This is a genomic window from Prauserella muralis (assembly GCF_003202285.1).
In the GTDB taxonomy this organism is placed as follows: domain Bacteria; phylum Actinomycetota; class Actinomycetes; order Mycobacteriales; family Pseudonocardiaceae; genus Prauserella_B; species Prauserella_B muralis.
On record NZ_MASW01000005.1, the window covers coordinates 325,095 to 346,073 of the forward strand.

General features: G+C 72.1%; 18 protein-coding genes. 11 read left to right on the plus strand and 7 right to left on the minus strand.

Annotated elements, in window-relative coordinates; genetic code table 11:
- Positions 1-3: 3 nt before the first annotated feature.
- From BAY60_RS22245 to BAY60_RS22255, 3 genes are all read right to left on the minus strand, one after another.
- A complete protein-coding gene (locus BAY60_RS22245; RefSeq protein WP_112282993.1) occupies positions 4-1,053 on the minus strand; it encodes a hemolysin family protein in 1,050 nt (349 codons plus the stop codon).
- Complete coding sequence (locus BAY60_RS22250) at positions 1,050-2,366, minus strand: hemolysin family protein (RefSeq protein ID WP_112282994.1); 1,317 nt, start codon at positions 2,364-2,366, stop codon at positions 1,050-1,052. Before BAY60_RS22250 ends, BAY60_RS22245 begins: the two co-directional genes overlap by 4 nt.
- A gap of 190 nt (positions 2,367-2,556) precedes the next feature.
- Positions 2,557-3,144: a TetR/AcrR family transcriptional regulator gene (locus BAY60_RS22255; protein WP_112282995.1), complete on the minus strand. Its 588-nt coding sequence runs from the start codon at positions 3,142-3,144 to the stop codon at positions 2,557-2,559.
- Between the two features lie 208 nt (positions 3,145-3,352).
- On the opposite strand from BAY60_RS22255, the gene egtA reads away from it, so the two are divergent.
- From egtA to BAY60_RS22285, 6 genes are all read left to right on the plus strand, one after another.
- Positions 3,353-4,654, plus strand: coding sequence for an ergothioneine biosynthesis glutamate--cysteine ligase EgtA (gene egtA, locus BAY60_RS22260; RefSeq protein ID WP_112282996.1), 1,302 nt, complete (start codon positions 3,353-3,355; stop codon positions 4,652-4,654).
- Positions 4,651-6,024, plus strand: a complete 1,374-nt coding sequence (egtB, locus tag BAY60_RS22265; RefSeq protein ID WP_112282997.1) for an ergothioneine biosynthesis protein EgtB — start codon at positions 4,651-4,653, stop codon at positions 6,022-6,024. Before egtA ends, egtB begins: the two co-directional genes overlap by 4 nt.
- A 3-nt stretch (positions 6,025-6,027) precedes the next feature.
- The gene (gene egtC, locus BAY60_RS22270) at positions 6,028-6,804 is read left to right on the plus strand and encodes an ergothioneine biosynthesis protein EgtC (protein WP_112282998.1); all 777 of its coding nucleotides are present in this window, start codon (positions 6,028-6,030) and stop codon (positions 6,802-6,804) included.
- A gap of 2 nt (positions 6,805-6,806) precedes the next feature.
- Entirely contained in the window at positions 6,807-7,799 is a 993-nt protein-coding gene (egtD, locus tag BAY60_RS22275) for an L-histidine N(alpha)-methyltransferase (protein ID WP_112282999.1), read from the plus strand.
- Between the two features lie 12 nt (positions 7,800-7,811).
- Positions 7,812-8,300: a nitroreductase family deazaflavin-dependent oxidoreductase gene (locus tag BAY60_RS22280; protein WP_112283000.1), complete on the plus strand. Its 489-nt coding sequence runs from the start codon at positions 7,812-7,814 to the stop codon at positions 8,298-8,300.
- Between the two features lie 92 nt (positions 8,301-8,392).
- Positions 8,393-9,988 carry an alpha/beta hydrolase gene (locus BAY60_RS22285; RefSeq protein WP_245992748.1) on the plus strand — a complete coding sequence of 532 codons (1,596 nt, stop codon included), beginning with the start codon at positions 8,393-8,395 and terminating at the stop codon, positions 9,986-9,988.
- A 7-nt stretch (positions 9,989-9,995) separates the two neighbouring features.
- Here the strand turns inward: BAY60_RS22285 and BAY60_RS22290 are convergent, their stop codons facing one another.
- From BAY60_RS22290 to BAY60_RS22305, 4 genes are all read right to left on the minus strand, one after another.
- Entirely contained in the window at positions 9,996-10,712 is a 717-nt protein-coding gene (locus BAY60_RS22290; protein WP_112283001.1) for a sulfite exporter TauE/SafE family protein, read from the minus strand.
- Between the two features lie 82 nt (positions 10,713-10,794).
- On the minus strand, positions 10,795-13,614 hold the full coding sequence (locus BAY60_RS22295) for an aconitate hydratase (protein WP_211330422.1): 2,820 nt from the start codon (positions 13,612-13,614) through the stop codon (positions 10,795-10,797).
- Between the two features lie 177 nt (positions 13,615-13,791).
- A complete protein-coding gene (locus BAY60_RS22300) occupies positions 13,792-15,252 on the minus strand; it encodes a flagellar basal body protein FliL (protein ID WP_112283527.1) in 1,461 nt (486 codons plus the stop codon).
- 2 nt (positions 15,253-15,254) lie between these two features.
- Positions 15,255-15,728: a hypothetical protein gene (locus BAY60_RS22305; RefSeq protein WP_245992749.1), complete on the minus strand. Its 474-nt coding sequence runs from the start codon at positions 15,726-15,728 to the stop codon at positions 15,255-15,257.
- Between the two features lie 275 nt (positions 15,729-16,003).
- Here BAY60_RS22305 and BAY60_RS22310 point away from each other — a divergent pair, with 275 nt between their 5' ends.
- The 5 genes from BAY60_RS22310 (at position 16,004) to BAY60_RS22330 (ending at position 20,970) form a co-directional block, all read left to right on the plus strand.
- Entirely contained in the window at positions 16,004-17,281 is a 1,278-nt protein-coding gene (locus tag BAY60_RS22310; protein WP_112283529.1) for an NlpC/P60 family protein, read from the plus strand.
- On the plus strand, positions 17,278-17,832 hold the full coding sequence (gene mobA, locus BAY60_RS22315) for a molybdenum cofactor guanylyltransferase (protein WP_112283003.1): 555 nt from the start codon (positions 17,278-17,280) through the stop codon (positions 17,830-17,832). Before BAY60_RS22310 ends, mobA begins: the two co-directional genes overlap by 4 nt.
- 127 nt (positions 17,833-17,959) lie before the next feature.
- Positions 17,960-19,030: an AAA family ATPase gene (locus BAY60_RS22320; protein ID WP_112283004.1), complete on the plus strand. Its 1,071-nt coding sequence runs from the start codon at positions 17,960-17,962 to the stop codon at positions 19,028-19,030.
- A gap of 9 nt (positions 19,031-19,039) precedes the next feature.
- Complete coding sequence (locus BAY60_RS22325) at positions 19,040-19,990, plus strand: DUF58 domain-containing protein (protein ID WP_112283005.1); 951 nt, start codon at positions 19,040-19,042, stop codon at positions 19,988-19,990.
- Positions 19,987-20,970 (plus strand): VWA domain-containing protein, encoded by a 984-nt coding sequence (locus BAY60_RS22330; protein ID WP_112283006.1) that lies wholly within the window; start codon positions 19,987-19,989, stop codon positions 20,968-20,970. Before BAY60_RS22325 ends, BAY60_RS22330 begins: the two co-directional genes overlap by 4 nt.
- Positions 20,971-20,979: the final 9 nt, after the last annotated feature.

The following is a 20,979-nucleotide window of genomic DNA, read 5'->3' on the forward strand; positions in this document are numbered from 1 at the left end:
GAGCTACCTGGTGACGTGTGTGCCGTCGCGCACGGTGCCGACGTACTCCTCGACGAGGTCCTCCAGCGTGACCATGCCGGTCACCGCGCCCTCGGCGTCCACCGCGCGTGCCAGGTGGCTGCCCTCCCTGCGCATCGCCGACAGCGCGCTGTCCAGGCTCGCGTACATCGGCAGCTCGGTGAGGCTGCGGGTCTTGGTCACCGGCACCGTCGTCGCCGGGGCGTCCCCGAGGAGGTCGAGCACGTCCTTGACGTGGATGTAGCCGCTCAGCTCACCGGACGCGGCCCGCACGGGGAAGCGGGAGAAGCCTGTCGAGGACACCGCGCGCTCGACGTCGCCGACGGTGGGCGAGGCAGGCAGCGTCGTGATCCTGTCCACCGGCACGAGCACGTCCGCCACGGTCTTCTCCACCGAGGACAGCGTCTGGCTGAGCCTGCGGTGCTCGGACTGCTCCAGCAGGCCCTCGCGGCGCGACTCGCTCAGCAGCTCCGCCAGCTCGTCGGAGGTGTAGCCGGTCTCCAGCCCGTCCTTCGGCTGGATCCTCATCAGCCGCAGCACGCCGTTGGCGAGGCCGTTGAGCAACCAGATGAACGGGTTGACCAGCCGGACCCACGCCACGTGCACCGGCACCAGCCACAGCGCAAGGCGCTCGGGCTCCGAGATGGCGATGTTCTTGGGCACCATCTCGCCGATGAGCACGTGCAGCAGCGTCATCGCGGCCAGGGTCACGGTGAACGCCACGGCGTGCACGACGTACTCCGGCAGCGGCACGCCCAGCGCGTGTACCGCGGCCTCCAGCTGGTGCGCCACGGCGGGCTCGCCGAACTGCAGCAGCAGCAGCGAGCAGATCGTGATGCCCAGCTGCGCACCCGCGAGCATGAGCGAGACGTTCCTGCCCGCGTTGATGACGATCCTGGCGCGGGTCTTGCCCTGCTCCAGCAGCGCCTCCAGCCGGTCGCGGCGGGAGGAGATGAGCGCGAACTCGGCGCCGACGAAGAAGGCGTTCAACAGCAGCAGCACACCGATGAGGCTGATGGCGAGCCAGTCGTTCACGGGTTCACCTCCCGCCGCTGCACGTTGACCTCGGCGATGCGGTGGCGGTCCATGCTGGTCACGACGAGCCGCCAGCCGTCGATGTCGATCGCGTCGCCGACGTCGGGGATGCGGCCCAGCCGTTCCAGCAGCAGGCCCGCGATGGTCTCGTAGTCGCCCTCGGGCATGCGGAAACCGGTGATCTCGAGCACCTCGTCGTCCCGCAGCTGGCCGGAGACCATCCAGCTGTCGGCGGTGAGCTGTTGCGCCGCGGGCTCCTCCCGCTCGTCGTGCTCGTCGCGGACGTCGCCGATGATCTCTTCCACGACGTCCTCCAGCGTGACCAGCCCCGCGGTGCCGCCGTACTCGTCGACGACGAGCGCGAGCTGGAACCGGGAGTCCCGCAGCCGGTCGAGCAGCGTGTCGCCGGGCAGCGACTCGGGCACGGTCGGCACCGGCCGCATCACCGACGCGACCGGCATCCTGGCCCGCTCGCCCGCGGACATCGTGAACGCCTGCTTGACGTGCACGGCGCCCTGGACGTCGTCCAGATCCTCGCGGTAGACGGGAAACCGGGAGAAGCCGGTGCGCCGGGACAGCTCCACGAGGTCGCCGACGGTGTCGTCGAAATGCAGGGCCTCCAGCCGCACGCGTGGGGTCATCAGCTCGCCCGCCGTGCGTTCACCGAAGCGCAGCGAGCGGTCGAGCAGCTGCGCGGTGGCGACGTCGAGGGTGCCCGACTCCGCGCTGCTGCGCACGATCGAGCCGAGCTCCTGCGGGGAGCGCGCCGAGCGCAGCTCCTCCTGCGGCTCGATGCCGAGCTTGCGCACCACCCAGTTGGCGCTGTTGTTCATCAGCGTGATGAGCCAGCGGAACAGCGCGGAGAATCGGGAGTGGTAGCCGGCCACGGCGCGCGCGGTCTGCAGCGGCCGTGCGACGGCCAGGTTCTTCGGCACCATCTCGCCGATCACCATCGACAGCGTGGTGGCCAGCAGCAGGGCGATCACCAGCGACGTGCCCGCCGCCGCGGTGTCCGAAAGCCCCATGCCGGTGAGCGCAGGCCGCACGATCCGGCCGAGCAGTGGCTCGGCGACGTAGCCGGTGACCAGCGTGGTGAGCGTGATGGCGACCTGTGCGCCGGACAACTGGAACGACAGGGTGCGGTGGGCCTTGAGCACGGTCTTCGACCGGCGGTCACCGACCTGCCTGACGTTGGACTCGACGGTGCTGCGTTCGAGTGTGGTGAGGGAGAACTCGGCGGCGACGGCCAGGCCGGTCCCCACCGTCAGCAGCACCACGAAGACGACCCCGAGAACCGTCAGCAGCACGTCCATCAGACCGCACCGCCGTCAGGGCCGGAAGGAAAGCTGAAGCAGCCGGGTTCGCCACCCGGCCAACTACTGTCACCAGGTGACTGCGCCTCGCGCACGAAAGGTGTCACTCCTTGTCGAGAACAGGAACGGGAAAAGAGTGGCGCTATCTTAACCAGGTCAAACGCCGGACGCGTCGATCGTGTTCCCCCGGTTATCCGGCGGCAAGGCCGCGGTGCCTGCGTACGCTCTCCTCGACCAGGTCGAGGACCGGTTCCAGGTCGTCGGCGGGCAGGCCCATCGCCAGGTGTGACACCAGGCCTTCGAGGACGAGTTCGAGGTAGGCGGCGAGGACCTCGATGCTGATGTCGTCCCGGAGGTTGCCCGCCTGCCGCTGCCAGGCGAGACGCTTGCGGGTCGCGGTGGTCAGCTGCTCGGAGCGCTCGGCCCAGCGGGCGCGGAACTCCGGGTCCGTGCGCAGCCGCCGGGAGACCTCCAGCCGCGTGCCGAGCCAGTCGGCAGGGTGCTGGCTGCGGCCCGACAGCAGGTCGCGCATCACCTGGACGAGGCCCTGCTCGGCGACGACGTCGGCCATCCGGGCGGCGTCGTCCTCGGCGAGCGCCAGGAACAGCGACTCCTTGTCGCGGAAGTGGTGGAAGATGGCGCCCCGGGACAGGTGTGTCGCTTCCTCGAGACGGCGCACCGTGGCACCCTCGTACCCGTGGCGGGCGAAACACGCCCGCGCGCCGTCGAGAATCTGGCGGCGGCGCGCGTCGAGGTGGTCCTGGCTGACCCGTGGCACCCTCCGATCTTGACACCTCGTCCCCCGAGTCTGCAATCCGTACGTACGTACTGAGATCCGCCCGGCGTCCCGGCCCGCTCCTGCGGCGGCGCGCCACATCCGGGAATACCGGACGAATCCGCAGGTCAGCCCGGCGAGAACCTGCGACTGTCGGACCCCTTGTGTAGCGTCGCGAACGACGGAGCTCCTCGCGAATGGCGGTGGTGTCATGACAGCGGTCCGCGTTCCCCCGCACCCGACGAGTCCCGCACCGGACGGCAGGAGACAGGCGGCGGCCGACGTCGCCGCACGGGTGGTGTCCAGCCGCGCCGAGGGGGAGGCCTACGTGGCGTCGGTGTGCTTCAAGCACGGCCCTCCGAGACTGACCGGCGTCGAGATCGAGTACCTCGTGCACGACGCCGCCGACCCGGCCCTCCCGCTCGACCCCGGACGGCTCGCCACAGCCCTCGGCCCGCACACACCCCGCACTCTCCGGCCGGACAGCCCGCACCTTCCGCTCCCCGCGGGCTCGGTCCTCACCCTCGAACCCGGCGGCCAGGTGGAGATCTCCACCGCCCCGCAGCCCTCGCTGCGAGAACTGGCGAACGCCGCCGGCGCCGACCTCGCCTACGTCACCGACCTGCTGGCCATGGCCGGCCTGCGGCTCGGCTCCCACGCCATCGACCCGTTCCGCAGGCCTGCCCGGTTGCTGGCCACGGAACGGTACGCCGCGATGGAGCGGCGGTTCACCCCCATCGGCCCCGGCGGGCTCACGATGATGTGCAGCACCGCGGCACTGCAGGTGTGCGTCGACGCGGGAGAGCGCTCCGGCCTCGCCACGCGGTGGGCGGCCGTGCACGCCGTCGGGCCCGCGCTGCTGGCGCTCTTCGCGAACTCCGCGCGGCACGCGGGCACCGACACCGGCCTGGCCTCGGCGCGCTGGCAGGCCGTCATGGACACCGAGCACGCGCGCACGTACGCGGCCGGGCCCGAGCCCGACCCTGCCGCCGCGTGGGCAAGGCGGGCGCTCGACACACCGCTGATGGTGGTGCGGCGCGACGAGGGCCCCTGGGACGCCCCGGACGGACTGACGTTCGCCGACTGGATCGAGGGCAGCGGCCCGGCCGGGGTGCTCGATCCGCCGACGACCGCCGACCTCGACTACCACCTCACCACGCTGTTCACGCCGGTCCGGCCGCACGGCTACCTCGAGGTGCGCTACCTCGACGCCCAGCCACCCGGCGCGTGGCTGCACCCGGTGGCGCTGCTGACCGCGCTGATCGACCGGCCGTCCACAGCGGACAAGGCACTGGAGCTCTGTGAGCCGGTCGCGGGCCGCTGGGCCGACGCCGCGCGGCTCGGGCTGGCCGACCCGGAGCTGGCCAGGGTCGCCCGTGCCGTGGCAGACCTGGGCTGCGCCGAGCTCACCAGGGCCGATCTGCCCGCCGACACGATCGCCGACATCGCCTGCGGGGTGCAGCGCAGGCTGCGGCAACCCGCACGGCCGCACCGGAAAGGGAGGGGAGCATGACCAGGGCCGAACCGAACGACCTGGCCGGCGCCGAGTCGCCGAACCCACTGCTGGAGCTGGGGCCGCAGGACCTGCGAGCCCACGCCGCCGAGACGCTCACCAGGGCACGGCAGCGCTCGACGGCGCTCACCGACGCCGTCGACGACGAGGAGCTGGTGCGCCAGCACTCCAAGCTGATGTCACCACTGGTGTGGGACCTCGCGCACATCGGCAGCCAGGAGGAGATCTGGCTGGTCCGCGACGTCGGCGGCCGGGAGCCGCTGCGGCCGGACATCGACGACCTCTACGACGCCTTCCAGCATCCGCGCGCCGACCGACCGGCGCTGCCGCTGCTGGGCCCCGGCGAGGCCCGCGCCTACGTGGGTGAGGTCCGGCAGAAGGCGTTCGACGTGCTCGAGCGGGCGCCGCTGGAGGGCCGCATGCTGACGCGGGCCGCGTTCGCGTTCGGCATGATCGCCCAGCACGAGCAGCAGCACGACGAGACCATGCTGGCCACCCACCAGCTGCGCCAGGGCGATCCCGCGCTGCACGCCCCCGAGCCGCCGCCGCGCCGGGCCGGGGACGTCGCCCCCGAGGTGCTCGTGCCGGGCGGGCCGTTCGTGATGGGCACGTCGGTGGAGCCGTGGGCACTGGACAACGAGCGGCCCGCGCACGCGGTGCACGTCGACGCCTTCGTCATCGACACCTTCCCCGTCACCAACGGCCAGTACGCGCGCTTCGTCGAGTCCGGAGGCTACGAGTCGCCGCGGTGGTGGAGCGAGCCCGGCTGGACGTACGTGCGCGAGCACGGGATCACCGCGCCACGGTTCTGGAAACGCGAACCGGACGGCTGGTGGCGGACGCGCTTCGGCCGCTACGAGCGGGTGCCCGCCGACGAGCCGGTGGTGCACGTCTCGTTCCACGAGGCCGAGGCCTACGCCGCGTGGGCGGGCAAGCGGCTGCCCACCGAGCGCGAATGGGAGAAGGCGGCCCGGCACGACCCCCGCACCGGGCGTTCGCTGCGCTACCCGTGGGGCGACGAGGAGCCGACGGCCGAGCACGCCAACCTCGGCCAGCGCCACCTGCGGCCCGCGGTGGCAGGCGCCTATCCGCGGGGTGCCTCCCCGCTCGGTGTGCACCAGCTCATCGGCGACGTGTGGGAGTGGACGAGCAGCGACTTCACCGGCTACCCCGGATTCACCGCGTTCCCGTACCGGGAGTACTCGGAGGTCTTCTTCGGCCCGGACTACAAGGTGCTGCGCGGCGGGTCGTTCGGCACCGACTCCGTGGCCATCCGGGGGACCTTCCGCAACTGGGACTACCCCATCCGGCGGCAGATCTTCTCCGGGTTCCGGTGCGCGCGGGACCCACGCCCGGACGAGGTGGCGTGAGCGGTGTGCCGGCACCTGGCCTACCTCGGTGAGCCGGTCTGTCCCGCGGAACCGGTCTTCACCGCGGGGCACTCGCTGCTCGCGCAGTCCTACGCGCCCCGCGACATGCGCGGGGGCGGCACCGTCAACGCCGACGGCTTCGGGCTCGGCTGGTTCGCCTCCGACGGGCGGCCCGTCCGCTACCGGCGCCCGAGTCCGCTGTGGACGGACGAGTCGTTGCCGAGGCTCGCCGAGACCGTGCGCTCCGGTGCCTTCCTCGGCGCCGTGCGCTCGGGCACGGCGGGCATGCCGGTGACGGAGGCCGCCTGCGCGCCGTTCGCCGACGAGCACTGGCTGTTCAGCCACAACGGCGTGGTGCGCGGCTGGCCGGGATCGGTGGCGGGCCTGGCGGAGAAGCTGCCGGTGGCCGACCTGCTGCGGATCGAGGCGCCCACCGACTCGGCTCTGCTGTGGACATTGCTGCGCGAGCGGCTGCGGGAGGGAGCCGATCCCGTGGACGCGGTGGCCGGCCTGGTCACCGACGTGGAACGGGCCGCGCCGGGGTCGCGGCTCAACCTGCTGCTCGTCGGCGCGGACGTGCTCGTCGGCACGGCGTGGACCCATGCACTGTCGGTGTGCGCGAAGGACGGCGGCGCGCTGGTGGCCTCCGAGCCCCACGACGCCCACCCGGCCTGGCGGCCGGTACCCGACAGGCACCTGGTGGTGGTGCGGAGGGGCAGGCCGCCCACGGTGGAGCCGCTGTCCGCCGACACTGCTTTCTCTCGACCCGGATCGGAGTGAATGTGAGCGACGTGGATCTCGACGTGCACCACAGCACCGAGGACGTTACCGAGGCGCTGCGCGAGGACGTGCGAGAAGGGCTGTCGGCGGCGCAGAAGTGGCTGCCGTCCAAATGGTTCTATGATGCGCGGGGCAGTGAGTTGTTCGAGCAGATCACCGCGCTGCCCGAGTACTACCCCACCCGCGCCGAGCGGGAGGTGCTCGCCCGCGAGGCCGGGCAGATCGCCGCCGTCACGGGTGCGCGCACGCTCGTGGAGCTGGGGTCGGGCTCGAGCGAGAAGACCCGGCTGCTGCTGGACGCGCTCGGCGACGCGGGAGCGCTGGAGGCCTTCGTGCCGCTCGACGTGTCGGCCTCGGCGCTGGCCGAGGCGGCCGAGGCCATCGCGGGCGACTACCCGGGGCTGGCCGTGCACGGCGTGGTCGGCGACTTCACCGAACATCTGGGCCTGTTGCCGGGGGAGCGGCCCAGGCTGGTGGTCTTCCTCGGTGGCACGATCGGCAACCTCGCGCCGCTCGAGCGCGCCAAGTTCCTGCGCTCGGTGCGCGACGTGCTCTCCGAAGGGGAGTGGCTGCTGCTCGGCACCGACCTGGTGAAGGACCCGGACACCCTGGTGCGTGCCTACGACGATGCGGCAGGCGTGACCGCGGCGTTCAACCGCAACGTGCTGCACGTGCTCAACCAGCGGCTCGGCGCGGACTTCGACCCGGAGGCCTTCGAGCACGAGTCCTACTGGGACAGCGGCAACGAGTGGATCGAGATGCGCCTGCGGGCCAGGGAGGCGGCCACGGTACGCATTCCGGGGGCGGGGATGGAGGTGAGCTTCGCCGCGGGCGAGCACGTGCGCACGGAGATCTCGGCCAAGTTCCGGCCCGAGGGCGTGCGGGACGAGCTGGCCGACGCCGGGTTCGCCCTGAAGCGCTGGTGGACCGACGCCGAAGGCAGGTTCGGCGTGTCACTGTCGCGGGCGCAGACCGGCGCGGAGCCCCGTCCGTGATCGAATAGAGCCATGCGCAACCCTCTTCCCGCGGTGGCCAGGGCCCTGGGCACCCGGTCCTGGCTGCTGCGGCTCGCCACTGTCGTCGTGTGGGCCGACGCCCGCCTGCACCGGCTGACGCGGGGACGGGTCAGTCTGGTCGGCATCGCCGGGCTCCCGTCGCTGCGGCTCACGACGCTGGGCAGGCGCAGCGGGCTGCCGCGCAGCAACAACCTGCTGTACTACCCGGATGGTGACGAGTACGTGGTCACCGGTTCCAACTGGGGCAAGCCGAACGATCCCGCGTGGACGTTCAACCTGCGCGCGCACCCGGACGCGACCGTCGAGGTCCGCGGGAAGGCGCTGCCCGTGCGTGCCCGGGAACTCAAGGGGCGGGAGTACGACCTGATGTGGCGGGCGCTGCTGGAGTTCTGGCCCGGCTACGGCATGGAACGCGCCGTCGCACAGCGGGACCTGCCGGTGTTCGTGCTCACCCCGGATGGCTCGCAGCCGGACGAGTGAGGTTCATACCAGCCGATCGTGTGGCGCCGCAGCCGCCTTCGCTGTGACATCCTTCGCAGTGATCACGCGAGGACACGGTCGGAGGGGAACGGGTGCGCAAGCTCAGGCGTGCGGCGAAAGGCAGTGTGGCGCTGGTCGGTGCTCTGGTGGCGGGTGCCGCGCTCGCCGGGGCTCCGGCCGCCTCCGGTGAGGTGGCGGCCCCGCCGACGGTCTCGTGGGGTCAGTGCGGCCCGGAGGTGTCGGTGCCCGCCGACTCGGCGAGCAAGTACAGCTGCGCGACCTACCGGGTGCCGATCGACCACGACAACGCCGCGCTCGGCACCATCGACCTCACGTTGCTGCGGCGCGCCGCCGACAAGCCGAAGGAGAAGATCGGCTCCCTGTTCCTCAACCCCGGCGGTCCCGGCGGCCCCGGGCGGGATCTGCCGCTGGCCGCGGAGCACATCTTCGAGCCCGCGGTGCTCGACCGGTTCGACATCGTGGGCTTCGATCCGCGCGGGGTCGGCGAGTCCAATCCGCTGCGCTGCTTCACGACCACGGAGGACGCCTCCGAGGTCCACGCCAGGATGGTGCCGGTGCCCAGGACCCGGCAGGAGATCTCCGACGCGCTGAGCACCTACCGCGACTACGGCGACTTCTGCGCCCGCAACGCGGGATCGCTGCTGCAGCACATGTCCACTGAGGACGTCGCACGCGATCTGGACCTGCTGCGCGGCGCGGTCGGTGACGCCACCCTCAACTACGTCGGCTTCTCCTACGGAACCATGCTCGGCGCCGTCTACACCAATCTGTTCCCCGGCAAGGTCCGCACGATGGTGCTCGACGGCAACGTCGACCCCGCTCTGCGGACCAGCAACGGGCTGCGCTACGACCGGGAGCGTGCACAGGGCTTCGAAGCGGCCCTCGACGCGTTCCTCACCCGCTGCGCCGAGTCGAGGCCGCGGTGTGCCTTCGGGGACGGCGACCCGAGGCGGAAGCTGGACGAGCTGGCCGCGAGCCTGCGGGACAAGCCGGTGACGCTGCCGGACGGCACGCGGATCGACTTCGGGTCGTTCGTCAGCGGCGTCGGCGGGGCGCTGTACGCTCCGGCCGCCTTCCCCGGGCTGGCCGAGGATCTGCAGGAGCTCTACGGTGTGGTCCGGCCGCCGGAGGGCAGCGGGCCGAAGACGGTGCGTGCCGGTGACCTCGACACGCTGCTGGACCCGGTCGCCAACGTCCGGCACGACGTGCGCCCGGACAGCGCCTACACCTCGGACGACTCGTACTTCGCGGTCAACTGCGCCGACAAGCGGTTCCGCCACGACTCGGGCAGGCTGCCCGAGATCGCGGCCGAGTGGGAGCGTGAGTCGCCGCTGTTCGGGCGCTACCAGGCCTTCGCCGACCCGGCCGCGTGTCCGCTGTGGACCGGCGGCACCGAGTCGTACCGTGGCCCGTGGAACAAGCCCACGGAGAACCCGGTGCTCGTGATCGGCAACTACTACGACCCGGCCACGCGCTACGAGTACGCCAAGCGGATGGCCGACGAGCTCGGCTTCGCGCGGCTGATGTCGGTCAACGCCTTCGGGCACTGCATCCTCGGTGACGCAGGCAGCGTGGACCGGGCCGTCGCCGACTACCTGGTGAACCTCACGGTGCCGCCGGCCGAGAAGGTCTACCAGCCGGACAAGCAGCCGTTCGCGGCCGAGTGAGCGGGGCCTATCCGAACACGCTGCGGCCGATGAGCGCGAGCGCGCTCGCGGCGGCGACGGTCAGCACGGCCGGGCGGATCCGCCCGCCGTCGAGGAGCCTGCGGGCGGGCCCGGACAGCAGGAACCCGGCGAGCAGGAACGGCAGCATCCACGCGGCGAACACCAGGTGGCGGACGTGCAACTCGCCCGCCACACCGAGCCCGGCCAGGGAGATGGCCGAGCCGATCGCGAAACACGCGGCCATCGTCGAGCGGATGCGCGCGCCCGCGGCGTGCTGGTAGAGCAGTGCGATGGGCGGGCCGCCGATCGAGGCGGCCGTGCCGAAGGTGCCGCTGGCGACGCCCGCGACGAGCAGCGGGCCGGGTGCCGGGTGCGGCCGCCACGAGACCAGGGACAGCACCACGCAGGCGAGCACCGAGATCCCGACGATCGCGGCGAACGGTCGCTGCGCCAGCGTCGCGACGGCCAGCACACCGAGCGCGGTGCCCGCCACCCGGCCGAGCATCGCCCAGCCCACGCCCCTCCAGTCGACATCGCGGTGCTCGCGCACCACGGCGAGCAGCGCGTGACCCGAGGCGAGCAGGATGAGCGGCACCGGCACGAACGCCGGCTCCACGAGCGCGAGCAGCGGCGCCGCGATGAGGTTCATCCCGTAGCCGACCGCACCCTGCACGAGGGCTCCGAGCACGATCGTGAGCCCGGAGAGCAGGATCGCGAGGGTCACGGCGCCTCCTCACCCGGCAGCCTGCGACCCGTTCCCCACGCAGGCCGCGGGGAACGGGTCGGAGGCCACACGAGGCAGGGGATCAGGAGGTCATCTTCCGCAGGACGTACTGCAGGATGCCGCCGTTGCGGTAGTAGTCGGCCTCGCCCGGAGTGTCGATGCGCACCACGGCGTCGAACTCGGCCGTGGAGCCGTCGGACCGGGTGGCCGTGACCCTGACGGTGTGCGGTGTCCGGCCCTCGTTGAGCTCGGTCAGGCCGGCGATGTCGTAGGTCTCGGTGCCGTCGAGGCCCAGCGACTTGGCCGACTCACCCTCCGGGAACTGCAGCGGCACGACACCCATGCCGATCAGGTTCGACCGGTGGATGCGCTCGAACGACTCCGCGATCACCGCCCGCACGCCGAGCAGCCGGGTGCCCTTGGCCGCCCAGTCGCGCGAGGAGCCCGAGCCGTACTCCTTGCCGCCGAGCACCACCAGCGGAATGCCCGCGGCGGCGTAGTTCTGCGCGGCGTCGTAGATGAACGCCTGCGGAGCCCCGTCCTGCGTGAAGTCGCGGGTGTAGCCGCCCTGCACGTCGTCGAGCAGCAGGTTCCGCAGCCGGATGTTGGCGAACGTGCCCCGGATCATCACCTCGTGGTTGCCGCGCCGCGAGCCGTAGGAGTTGAAGTCCTTGCGCTCCACGCCGTGCTCGGTGAGGTACCGGCCCGCGGGCGAGTCCGCCTTGATGGCGCCGGCGGGGGAGATGTGGTCGGTGGTCACCGAGTCACCCAGCAGCGCCAGCACGCGGGCGCCGGAGATGTCCTCGACGGGCGCGGGCCGCGCCGCCATGCCCTCGAAGTACGGGGGCTTGCGCACGTAGGTGGACTGCGGGTCCCACTCGAACGTCTTGCCCTCCGGCGTCGGCAGTGACTTCCACCGCTCGCCGCCGTCGAAGACGTCGGCGTAGTCCTTGGTGAACATGTCCTGGGTGATGGACCGGTCGATGGTCTCCTGGATCTCCTGCGGCGTGGGCCAGATGTCGCGCAGGAACACGTCGTTGCCGTCGGCGTCCTGGCCGAGCGGCTGGGTCTCGAAGTCGAAGTCCATCGTCCCGGCCAGCGCGTAGGCGATCACCAGCGGCGGGGAGGCCAGGTAGTTCATCTTGACGTCGGGGTTGATCCGGCCCTCGAAGTTGCGGTTGCCGGACAGCACCGACACCACCGTCAGGTCGTTGTCCTGCACGGCGGCCGAGATCTCCTCGGGCAGCGGGCCGGAGTTGCCGATGCAGGTGGTGCAGCCGTAGCCGACGAGGTGGTAGCCCAGCTTCTCGAGGTAGGGCCACAACCCGGCCTTCTCGTAGTAGTCGGTGACCACCTGCGAGCCGGGCGCCATCGACGTCTTGACCCACGGCTTGGCCGTCAGGCCCTTCTCCACGGCGTTGCGCGCCAGCAGTGCGGCGCCGAGCATCACGGAGGGGTTGGACGTGTTGGTGCACGAGGTGATGGAGGCGATCACCACGGCGCCGTGGTCGAGCACGAACTCGCCGCGGTCGGCGGCCGAGACCTTCACCGGCTTGCTCGGGCGGCCGGACGCCCCGTTGGCGGCCGAGTGCGCCGGCACGGCGTCCTCGTCGGCGAAAGACAGTGACGGCGAGTCGCTGGCCGGGAACGACTCCTCCGAGGCCTCGTCCATCTTGGTGTGCGGGACCGGGTAGTTCTCCTCGACGTAGTCGTGCAGCGACTTGCGGAACGAGGACTTGGCGTCGGTGAGCTCGATGCGGTCCTGCGGTCGCTTCGGGCCCGCGATCGACGGGACCACAGTGGACAGATCGAGCTCGAGGTACTCGGAGTACTCCGGCTCGTGGCCGGGGTCGTGCCACAGGCCCTGCTCCTTGGCGTAGGCCTCGACCAGGGCCAGCTGCTCCTCCGAGCGACCCGTCAGCTTGAGGTAGCGCAGGGTCTCGTCGTCGATCGGGAAGATCGCGGCGGTGGAGCCGAACTCGGGGCTCATGTTGCCGATCGTGGCGCGGTTGGCCAGCGGCACGGCACCCACGCCGTCGCCGTAGAACTCGACGAACTTGCCGACCACGCCATGCCTGCGCAGCATCTCGGTGATGGTGAGCACGACGTCGGTGGCGGTGGCGCCCGGCGGGATCTCACCGGTGAGCTTGAAGCCGACCACCCGCGGGATCAGCATCGAGACCGGCTGGCCGAGCATCGCGGCCTCGGCCTCGATGCCACCGACGCCCCAGCCCAGCACGCCAAGGCCGTTGACCATCGTGGTGTGCGAGTCGGTGCCCACGCAGGTATCGGGGTAGGCCTGGCCGTTGCGCGCCATCACCGTGCGCGCGAGGTACTCGATGTTGACCTGGTGCACGATGCCGGTGCCCGGCGGGACGACCTTGAACTCCTCGAAGGCGTTCTGCCCCCAGCGCAGGAACTGGTAGCGCTCGCGGTTGCGCTCGTACTCGATCTCGACGTTGCGCTCGAAGGCGTCGGCGCGGCCGAACACGTCGATGATCACCGAGTGATCGATGACCAGCTCGGCGGGCGCGAGGGGGTTGACCTTGTCCGGGTCGCCGCCCAGCTCGGTGACGGCCTCACGCATCGTGGCGAGGTCGACCACACACGGCACGCCGGTGAAGTCCTGCATGATCACCCTGGCTGGGGTGAACTGGATCTCGATCGACGGGTCGGCCTGGGGGTCCCAGTCGCCGAGCGCGCGGATGTGCTCGGCGGTGATGTTCGCGCCGTCCTCGGTCCGCAGCAGGTTCTCGAGCAGGATCTTCAGGCTGTACGGCAGACGCTGGGAGCCTTCGACCTTGTTGAGGCGGAACACCTCGTAGGAGGCGTCACCCACCTTCAGCGTGTCTCGAGCGCCGAAGCTGTCCTTGCTGGCAGGTGCAGTCACGTCTAACTCCATGCGGCGGTTCGTTCGGGTATGAGGGCGAGTCTCGCGCACCCCCGTCGCGCCCGCAGAGGTGGGCTCGTTGACGCCCTGCTCGCCACAAACAGTACGCGTGTCCTTTTTTCGATTCAAGGGGAGGTGCCGCGAGGCCCGGCACCTTCACCGTGGTACCGGGCTCCGCGACGTGCCGCGCTACCCGGCGGACTCGAGGAACGCCTTCAAGTCCTCGGGTTGCATGCTCCGCAGGAACGTCATGCCCAGTTCGGTGAACGTGCGGAACGGGCTGACGTAGTGCGCGCCGTCGACCTCGGTGGTGACCACACCGAGGCCCTGCCGCATCACCCCGGCACCGAGGTTGGCGACGGCCTGCCGCGCCGCGGGCGGGATCGAGTCGTCGGCCTGGCCTGCCGCCATGGAGGCCAGCTGGTCGCCGCAGACCCGCTCGGTGGCGCCGTCGATCGTCGCCTGGTAGCAGTCGCCCTCCTTGCGCAGGGAGACCGTGCCCTGGCCGGGAATCTGCAGCTCCAGTGCCGTGACGGTCGCCCGGGTGCCGCCGGTCACCTCGCTCGTCTCGGTCTCCAGGCTGGTGATCTTCACCCCGCTCGGTTCCGGGTCACCCGCCGCGCGCAGCAGCACGGGGCCCACGTCGTGCAGCACGGCCAGCTCGTCCGGCGGCAGCAGCTCGATCACCCTCCGCAGGTCGCCGTCGAGCGCGGCCTGCACCGTCTGCTGGACGGCGGCGTTCGGCGAGTCGGCGCCCCTGGCGGGCAGCGGCTCCCTCGGCCACGACAGTCCCTCGGCACGCAGGCCGTAGTCGGCGATGCTGTAGAAGAGGCTCGGGTACCACTCGCCGTCCACCTGGACCGTGGCGATACGCACCGGCTCGCCGCCGGCGCGCACCATCTGCGAGATGTCGAGGGTCCTGCTCTGCCCGCCCTGCGGGAGGCCCTCCACATCGGCCTCGTCCAGCAGCGCGTCGAGATAGTCCTCGGTGAACGGCATGGCGGCCACGTCGGCGCTGACGGTCAGCGTCCCGCCGGTGAGCTTGGTGATGGTGAGGTGGTCGTTGACGCGCTCGGCCTGCTGCTCGTCGAAGCGCAGGTCGCGGGTCGTGACCTCGAGGCCGGTCAGCGCCTTCGGGTCGGCGTCCGGCTTGAGCACGCCCAGGCGCTTGAGCTCCTCGGTCGACTCCGCGACCGGGTCGGTGAGCAGGGCCGCCTCCGCGGGCGCCAGCGTGCTGAGCAGCCCCACGACGTCGCCGCCGCTCAGCGCGTTGGCGAGGTTCATCGCCGCCTCGTTGGGCGTGGCCGCGCCCGAGGCCGCCGAGTCGCTCTGGAAGAACGCGAACCAGGTGCCCACGCCCCCGACGGCCACGACCAGAGCCACGACGAGCCCGATCACCAGCCCGCGGCGGCTGCGGCGCGGCGGCGTGGGCGGCACGGGGTAGGCGCCCGGCGGCGGGCCGTACCCGCCGGGGCCCTGCGGTGCTGCCGCGCCCGGCCGCGTGGCGTACCCGGGCTGGGCGCCGTACGCGGGCGGGCCCGGGTACGGCTGCTGCTGCTGCGGTCCCCCCGGGTACTGCTGCGGCGGCCCTGGCGGCGGGTAGCCGCCGGGCTGCTGGGGCCACTGGTCTCCAGGGCCTGGCTGGGTCACGGTCACACACCTGCTCTTCCGGTGTCCTGGTCGTCCCGGCGCGCGGTGCCGAGCACCGTGAGCGCGCCGAGCAACGCGATGGTCATGCCTGCGGAGGTGACGGCAGGGCCCGTGGGCGTGACGCCCACGACCTCGCTCGCACCGGGGCCTTGGACGAGCACGACCACCCCCACGGTTCCCACGAGCAGGGCCAGCACGGCGGCGAGCGCCGCTCCGGTCCGCCGCCACCCCAGCACCAGCAGGCCCACGCAGGCCACGGCCAGCAGCGGCACCGTCAGCCACGCCCGCAGCAGCGCGCCCGCGAGCGCGTCGTCGCGCAGGACGAGCTGCTCGGCGATGCCCACGGCCTGGTAGCTGTTGCGCTCGGCCGCCCCCGACCGCAGCCACGGCAGGAAGGTGCCCGCGACCGCTGTCAGCAGACCCGCCGCGCAGGTCCCGGTGGCGGCGGACCGCGCCGCCGAGCGGGTGAGCGTCATCGGTGTACCCCCAGGTGTCGAGTGTCCGCCTGCCGATCCTCGCCGAGCCCTCCCGTGACCCCTCCGGTATCCCCCGGTACGGGGAAATGTGGCAGAAGATGCCCGGGTTTCGCCTGTGACATGTGGTGACGCTGTGGTGCAAGTGGCACAGTCTGATTGGACCAAAAGGGGAGGTGGAGGCTGTGCCGAACACGCGCATCGCGTCGCGCCGGCCCGCCGCGACATCCCGGCTCGCGGTGGGGACGCGCCGAGGGCTGGCCATCGGGGTGCTGGCCATGGTCGCCCTGCTGGGGACCGCCGGCGCCGGTGTGGCCGTCCCGCCGCCGCCGCCGAACCCGAGCGACTCGGAGCTGCGCGAGAGCCGCGAGGCCGCCGACGCCAAGGCCAGCGAGGTCGGCCAGCTGACCAGCCGCCTCGCGGAGGCGGAGTCCCGGCTGGCCGCGCTGCAGACCCAGGTCGAGCTGAAGATGGAGGAGGCCAACAAGGCCCGCGTCGACATGCTCACGGCCCGCGACGCGGCCGCCGAGGCCGAGCGCGAGGCGCAGGCCGCGCGCGTCGAGGCCGACGCCGCGGGTGCCGCCATCCGCAGGGCAAGGGGCCAGCTCGACCGGTTCGTCGCGGGCAGCTACCAGCAGGGCAGCACGATCGGCTCCCTCAGCGCCTACCTCGGCTCCGAGAGCCCGGACGACCTGCTGTCCAGGGCCCAGCTGCTGGAGGCGGTCAGCAGCAGCCAGCTCGACGCGCTCGAGGCGATGCAGCGGGCCCAGGTCGAGAAGTCCAACAAGGACGCGGCCGCCCGCAAGGCGCTCGAGGTGGCCAAGCAGCGCAGGGCCGAGGCCGAGCAGGCCAAGATCGCCGCCGACGAGGCCAGGGCCGCCGCGATCCAGGCGCGCGCGGGCCAGGCCTCGCGCACCAGCGAGCTGGAGGCCGAGAAGGAACAGGTCGAGCAGCAGCTGTACGAGGCGCAGTCGCAGGTCGACGGGCTGGAGGGCCAGCGCGCCCGCTACCAGAACTGGCTCGAGCAGAAGCAACGCGAGGAGGAGGAGCGCGCGCGCAGGGCCGCGATGGCCGCCGCGGCCAACAGCGGCGGATCGTCGGCCCCGGCGCCGGAGTCGCGGCCCTCGCCCTCGGCGAGCGCGACGGTGGAGGGCGTGATCGCGCGGGCGATGTCCCAGCTCGGCGTCACCTACGCGTGGGGTGGCGGCAACGCGTACGGCCCGACCTACGGCATCCGTGACGGCGGGGTCGCCGACAGCTACGGCGACTACATGAAGATCGGCTTCGACTGCTCCGGCCTGATGATCTACGCCTTCGCCGGGGTGCAGGCGCTGCCGCACTACAGCGGCTACCAGTACACCGCGGGGCGGCAGGTGCCGCTGTCGCAGATGCGGCGGGGCGACATGCTGTTCTGGGGGCCGAGCCGCGTGCACCACGTGGCGCTCTACCTCGGCAACGGGCAGATGATCGAGGCGCCCTACTCCGGCGGCTACGTCCGCATCGCGCCGGTACGCTACGGCGACATCATGCCGTACGCGACCCGACTGATCGGTTGACCGCCGCGCTGGCGGGCATCGTGCTCGCCGGTGGTGCCGCACGCAGGCTCTCCGGCGCGGACAAGCCCATGCTCGTGGTGGGCGGGACGACGCTGCTGCAACGCGCCGTCACCGCTCTGCGCGACGCCGCGGACATCGTGGTGGTCGGGCCCCGCCGCGACGCGGTCGGCGGCGTCCGCTGGTGCCGGGAGGACCCGCCGGGAGCCGGTCCCGTGGCGGCACTCGCGGCCGGGCTGCGCGACGTCGGCGCCGAGCAGGTCGCCGTGCTCGCCGCCGACCTGAGCGGCGTCACGCCTGACACCATCGCCCGGCTGCGTGCCGCCCTGGGTCCCGGAGCCGACGGTGCCGTGCTCGTCGACGACGAGGGGCGCCGGCAGTGGCTGATCGGCGTCTGGCGGACGGCGGCGTTGCGGGCCGCGCTGCCGGAGGAGCCCGCGGGAGCCTCCCTGCGCGCCACCCTCGGCGGGCTGTCCATTGTGGAGGTGGCGGCGGTGCCGGGAGAGGCCGCCGACGTCGACACTCCCGGCGATCTGCCTCCGGGTTGGCGGTGACGGCACCTTCACAGGGGTCATACCGGGCGGGCGGTTTGCTGGAACACACGGTCGCGATCAACCGTGCCCGGCCCAGCGGGTACGGTCACGCAACGTGGAGCGAAGCTCACCAGCGAGGAGGTTAGGTGTGACCGAGCCCGGCTACTCCGACGGCGCGGCGGCCCCGGCGCAACCGGGCACCCCGGCACGGGACGCGCAGCTGCTGGAGCGCACCGTGTTCGAGGTCAAGCGGGTGATCGTCGGACAGGACCGGCTCGTCGAGCGGATGCTGGTGGGTCTGCTGGCCAAGGGGCACCTGCTGCTGGAGGGTGTGCCCGGCGTGGCCAAGACGCTCGCGGTCGAGACCTTCGCCCAGGTGGTCGGCGGCTCCTTCTCCCGCGTCCAGTTCACCCCCGACCTGGTGCCCGCCGACATCCTCGGCACCCGCATCTACCGGCAGGCCAGCGAGAAGTTCGACGTCGAGCTCGGCCCGGTGGTCGCCAACTTCGTGCTCGCCGACGAGATCAACCGCGCGCCGGCGAAGGTGCAGTCGGCGATGCTGGAGGTCATGGCCGAGCGGCACGTCTCGATCGGCGGCCAGACCTTCCCGATGCCCGACCCGTTCCTGGTGCTCGCCACGCAGAACCCCATCGAGAACGAGGGCGTCTACCCGCTGCCGGAGGCCCAGCGCGACCGGTTCCTCTTCAAGATCGTCGTGGAGTACCCGACGGCGGAGGAGGAGCGCGAGATCGTCTACCGCATGGGCGTGACCCCGCCCGAACCGCACGAGGTGCTCAGCCCCGCGGAACTGGTGCGGCTGCAGGGCGTGGCCGCGCAGGTGTTCGTGCACCACGCGCTCGTCGACTACGTGGTGCGGCTGGTGCTGGCCACCCGCACGCCCGGCGAGCACGGCCTGACCGACGTCGCGGGCTGGGTGTCCTACGGCGCCTCGCCCCGGGCGAGCCTGGGCATCATCGCCGCCGCGCGGGCGCTGGCCCTCATCCGGGGCCGCGACTACGTGCTGCCGCAGGACGTCGTGGACGTGGTGCCCGACGTGCTGCGCCACCGGCTCGTGCTGTCCTACGACGCGCTCGCCGACGGTGTGCCGCTGGACCACATCATCAACCGCATCCTGCAGACCGTGCCGCTGCCGCAGGTGTCGGCCCGGCCGCAGGGCGGGACGGGACAGCCGGTCGCGGCAGGTGTGCCCGGCAGGTAGTGCCCGGTCATGAGTCCGATCAACGACGCGGGCGGACCCCGGCCCAGCTGGGCGCCGCCGATCCTGCGGGGCGATCGCCTCGACGCGGGCCTGCGCACCCTGGAGCTCGAGGTCCGGCGCCGCCTCGACGGCCTGCTGCAGGGCAACCACCTGGGCCTGGTGCCGGGACCCGGTTCCGAACCGGGGGAGGCCCGGCCGTACCAGCCCGGCGACGACGTGCGGCGGATGGACTGGGCGGTGACGGCCCGCACCACCACCCCGCACATCAGGGAGAGCATCGCCGACCGCGAGCTGGAGACGTGGGTGGTGGCCGACCTGTCGGCGAGCCTCGACTTCGGCACCGCCCTGTGCGAAAAGCGGGACCTGGTCGTGTGCGCGGTCGCCGCGGTCGCCCACCTCACCGGTGGCGGCGGCAACCGGCTCGGCGCGCTGCTGTCCAACGGGGCCGACACGGTCCGGCTGCCCCCGAGGGGCGGGCTGGCCTACGCGCGCAACGTGGTGCGTAAGGTCGCGGAGCTGCCGCGGGCGGCCGAGGGCACCCGTGGTGACCTGACCGAGCTGATCGAGCAGCTGCGCCGCCCGCCGCGCCGTCGCGGGCTGGCTGTGGTGATCTCCGACTTCCTGGGCGACACGACGTGGGAGCGTCCGCTGCGGGCGCTGTCGGCCCGGCACGACCTGGTCGCCATCGAGGTGCTCGACCCGCGGGACGTCGACCTGCCCGAGGTCGGCACCGTCGTGCTCGCCGACCCGGAGACCGGCAGGCAGCGGGAGGTGACCGCGAACGCGCTGCTGCGCAGGGAGTTCGCCGCCGCCGCGCAGGCGCACCGCGCCAAGGTCGCCAGGGCGGTGCGGCAGGCTGGCGCCGGGCACCTGGTGCTGCGCACCGACTCGGACTGGATCGCCGACATCGTGCGGTTCGCGGTCGCCCGCAAGCGCGGCTGGTCGGGGGCCGCCTCGTGAACGTGACCGGGTTCAGCTCTCCGTGGTGGTTCCTGCTGCTGCTCGTGGTGGCCGCGGTCGTGGTCGGCTATGTGCTTGCGGCGCGGGCCCGCCGCAAGCGCACGTTGCGCTTCTCCAACCTGGCGATGCTGGAGCGGGTGGCTCCCCGCGGGCAGGGCTGGGTCAAGCACGTGCCCGCCGCCCTGCTCGTGGTGTCGCTGCTGCTACTCACGTTCGCGCTGGCGGGGCCGACGGCCGAGCAGAAGGTGCCGCGCAACCGGGCGACCGTGATGCTGGTGATCGACGTGTCGCTGTCCATGGAGGCCACCGACGTGCAGCCGTCGCGGCTCAAGGCCGCGCAGGAGGCCGCGCGGTCGTTCGCCGCGGGGCTGACCCCCGGCGTGAACCTCGGGCTGATCTCGTTCGCGGGCACGGCGACGGTCCTGGTGGCGCCCACCACCGAGCGCGACGGTGTGGTCAAGGCCATCGACAACCTCAAGCTCGCCCAGTCCACGGCCACCGGCGAGGGCATCTTCGCGGCGCTGCAGTCGATCGAGAGCTTCTCGGCGGTCGTCGGCGGCGCCGAGGGACCGCCGCCCGCGCGGATCGTGCTCATGACCGACGGCAAGCAGACCGTGCCGCAGGACGAGTACGCGCCGCGTGGCGCGTTCACGGCCGCCGGGGTGGCCAAGCAGAAGGACATCCCCGTCACCACGATCTCGTTCGGCACCTCCCACGGCACGGTGGAGATCGAGGGCAAGCAGGTGCCCGTCGAGGTCGACGACGAGTCGATGCGGGAGATCGCGCGGCTGTCCGGCGGCGACTTCTACAAGGCGGCCACCGCGGGCGAGCTCAAGGAGGTCTACGCCAGCCTCGGCGAGCAGATCGGCTACGAGACCAAGAACGTCGACTCGAGCAAACCGTGGGTGCTGCTGGGCACCATCGCGCTCATCGGAGCCGCGGGAAGCTCGCTGTTCATCGGCCAGCGGTTGCCGACCTGAGCCCTGGCC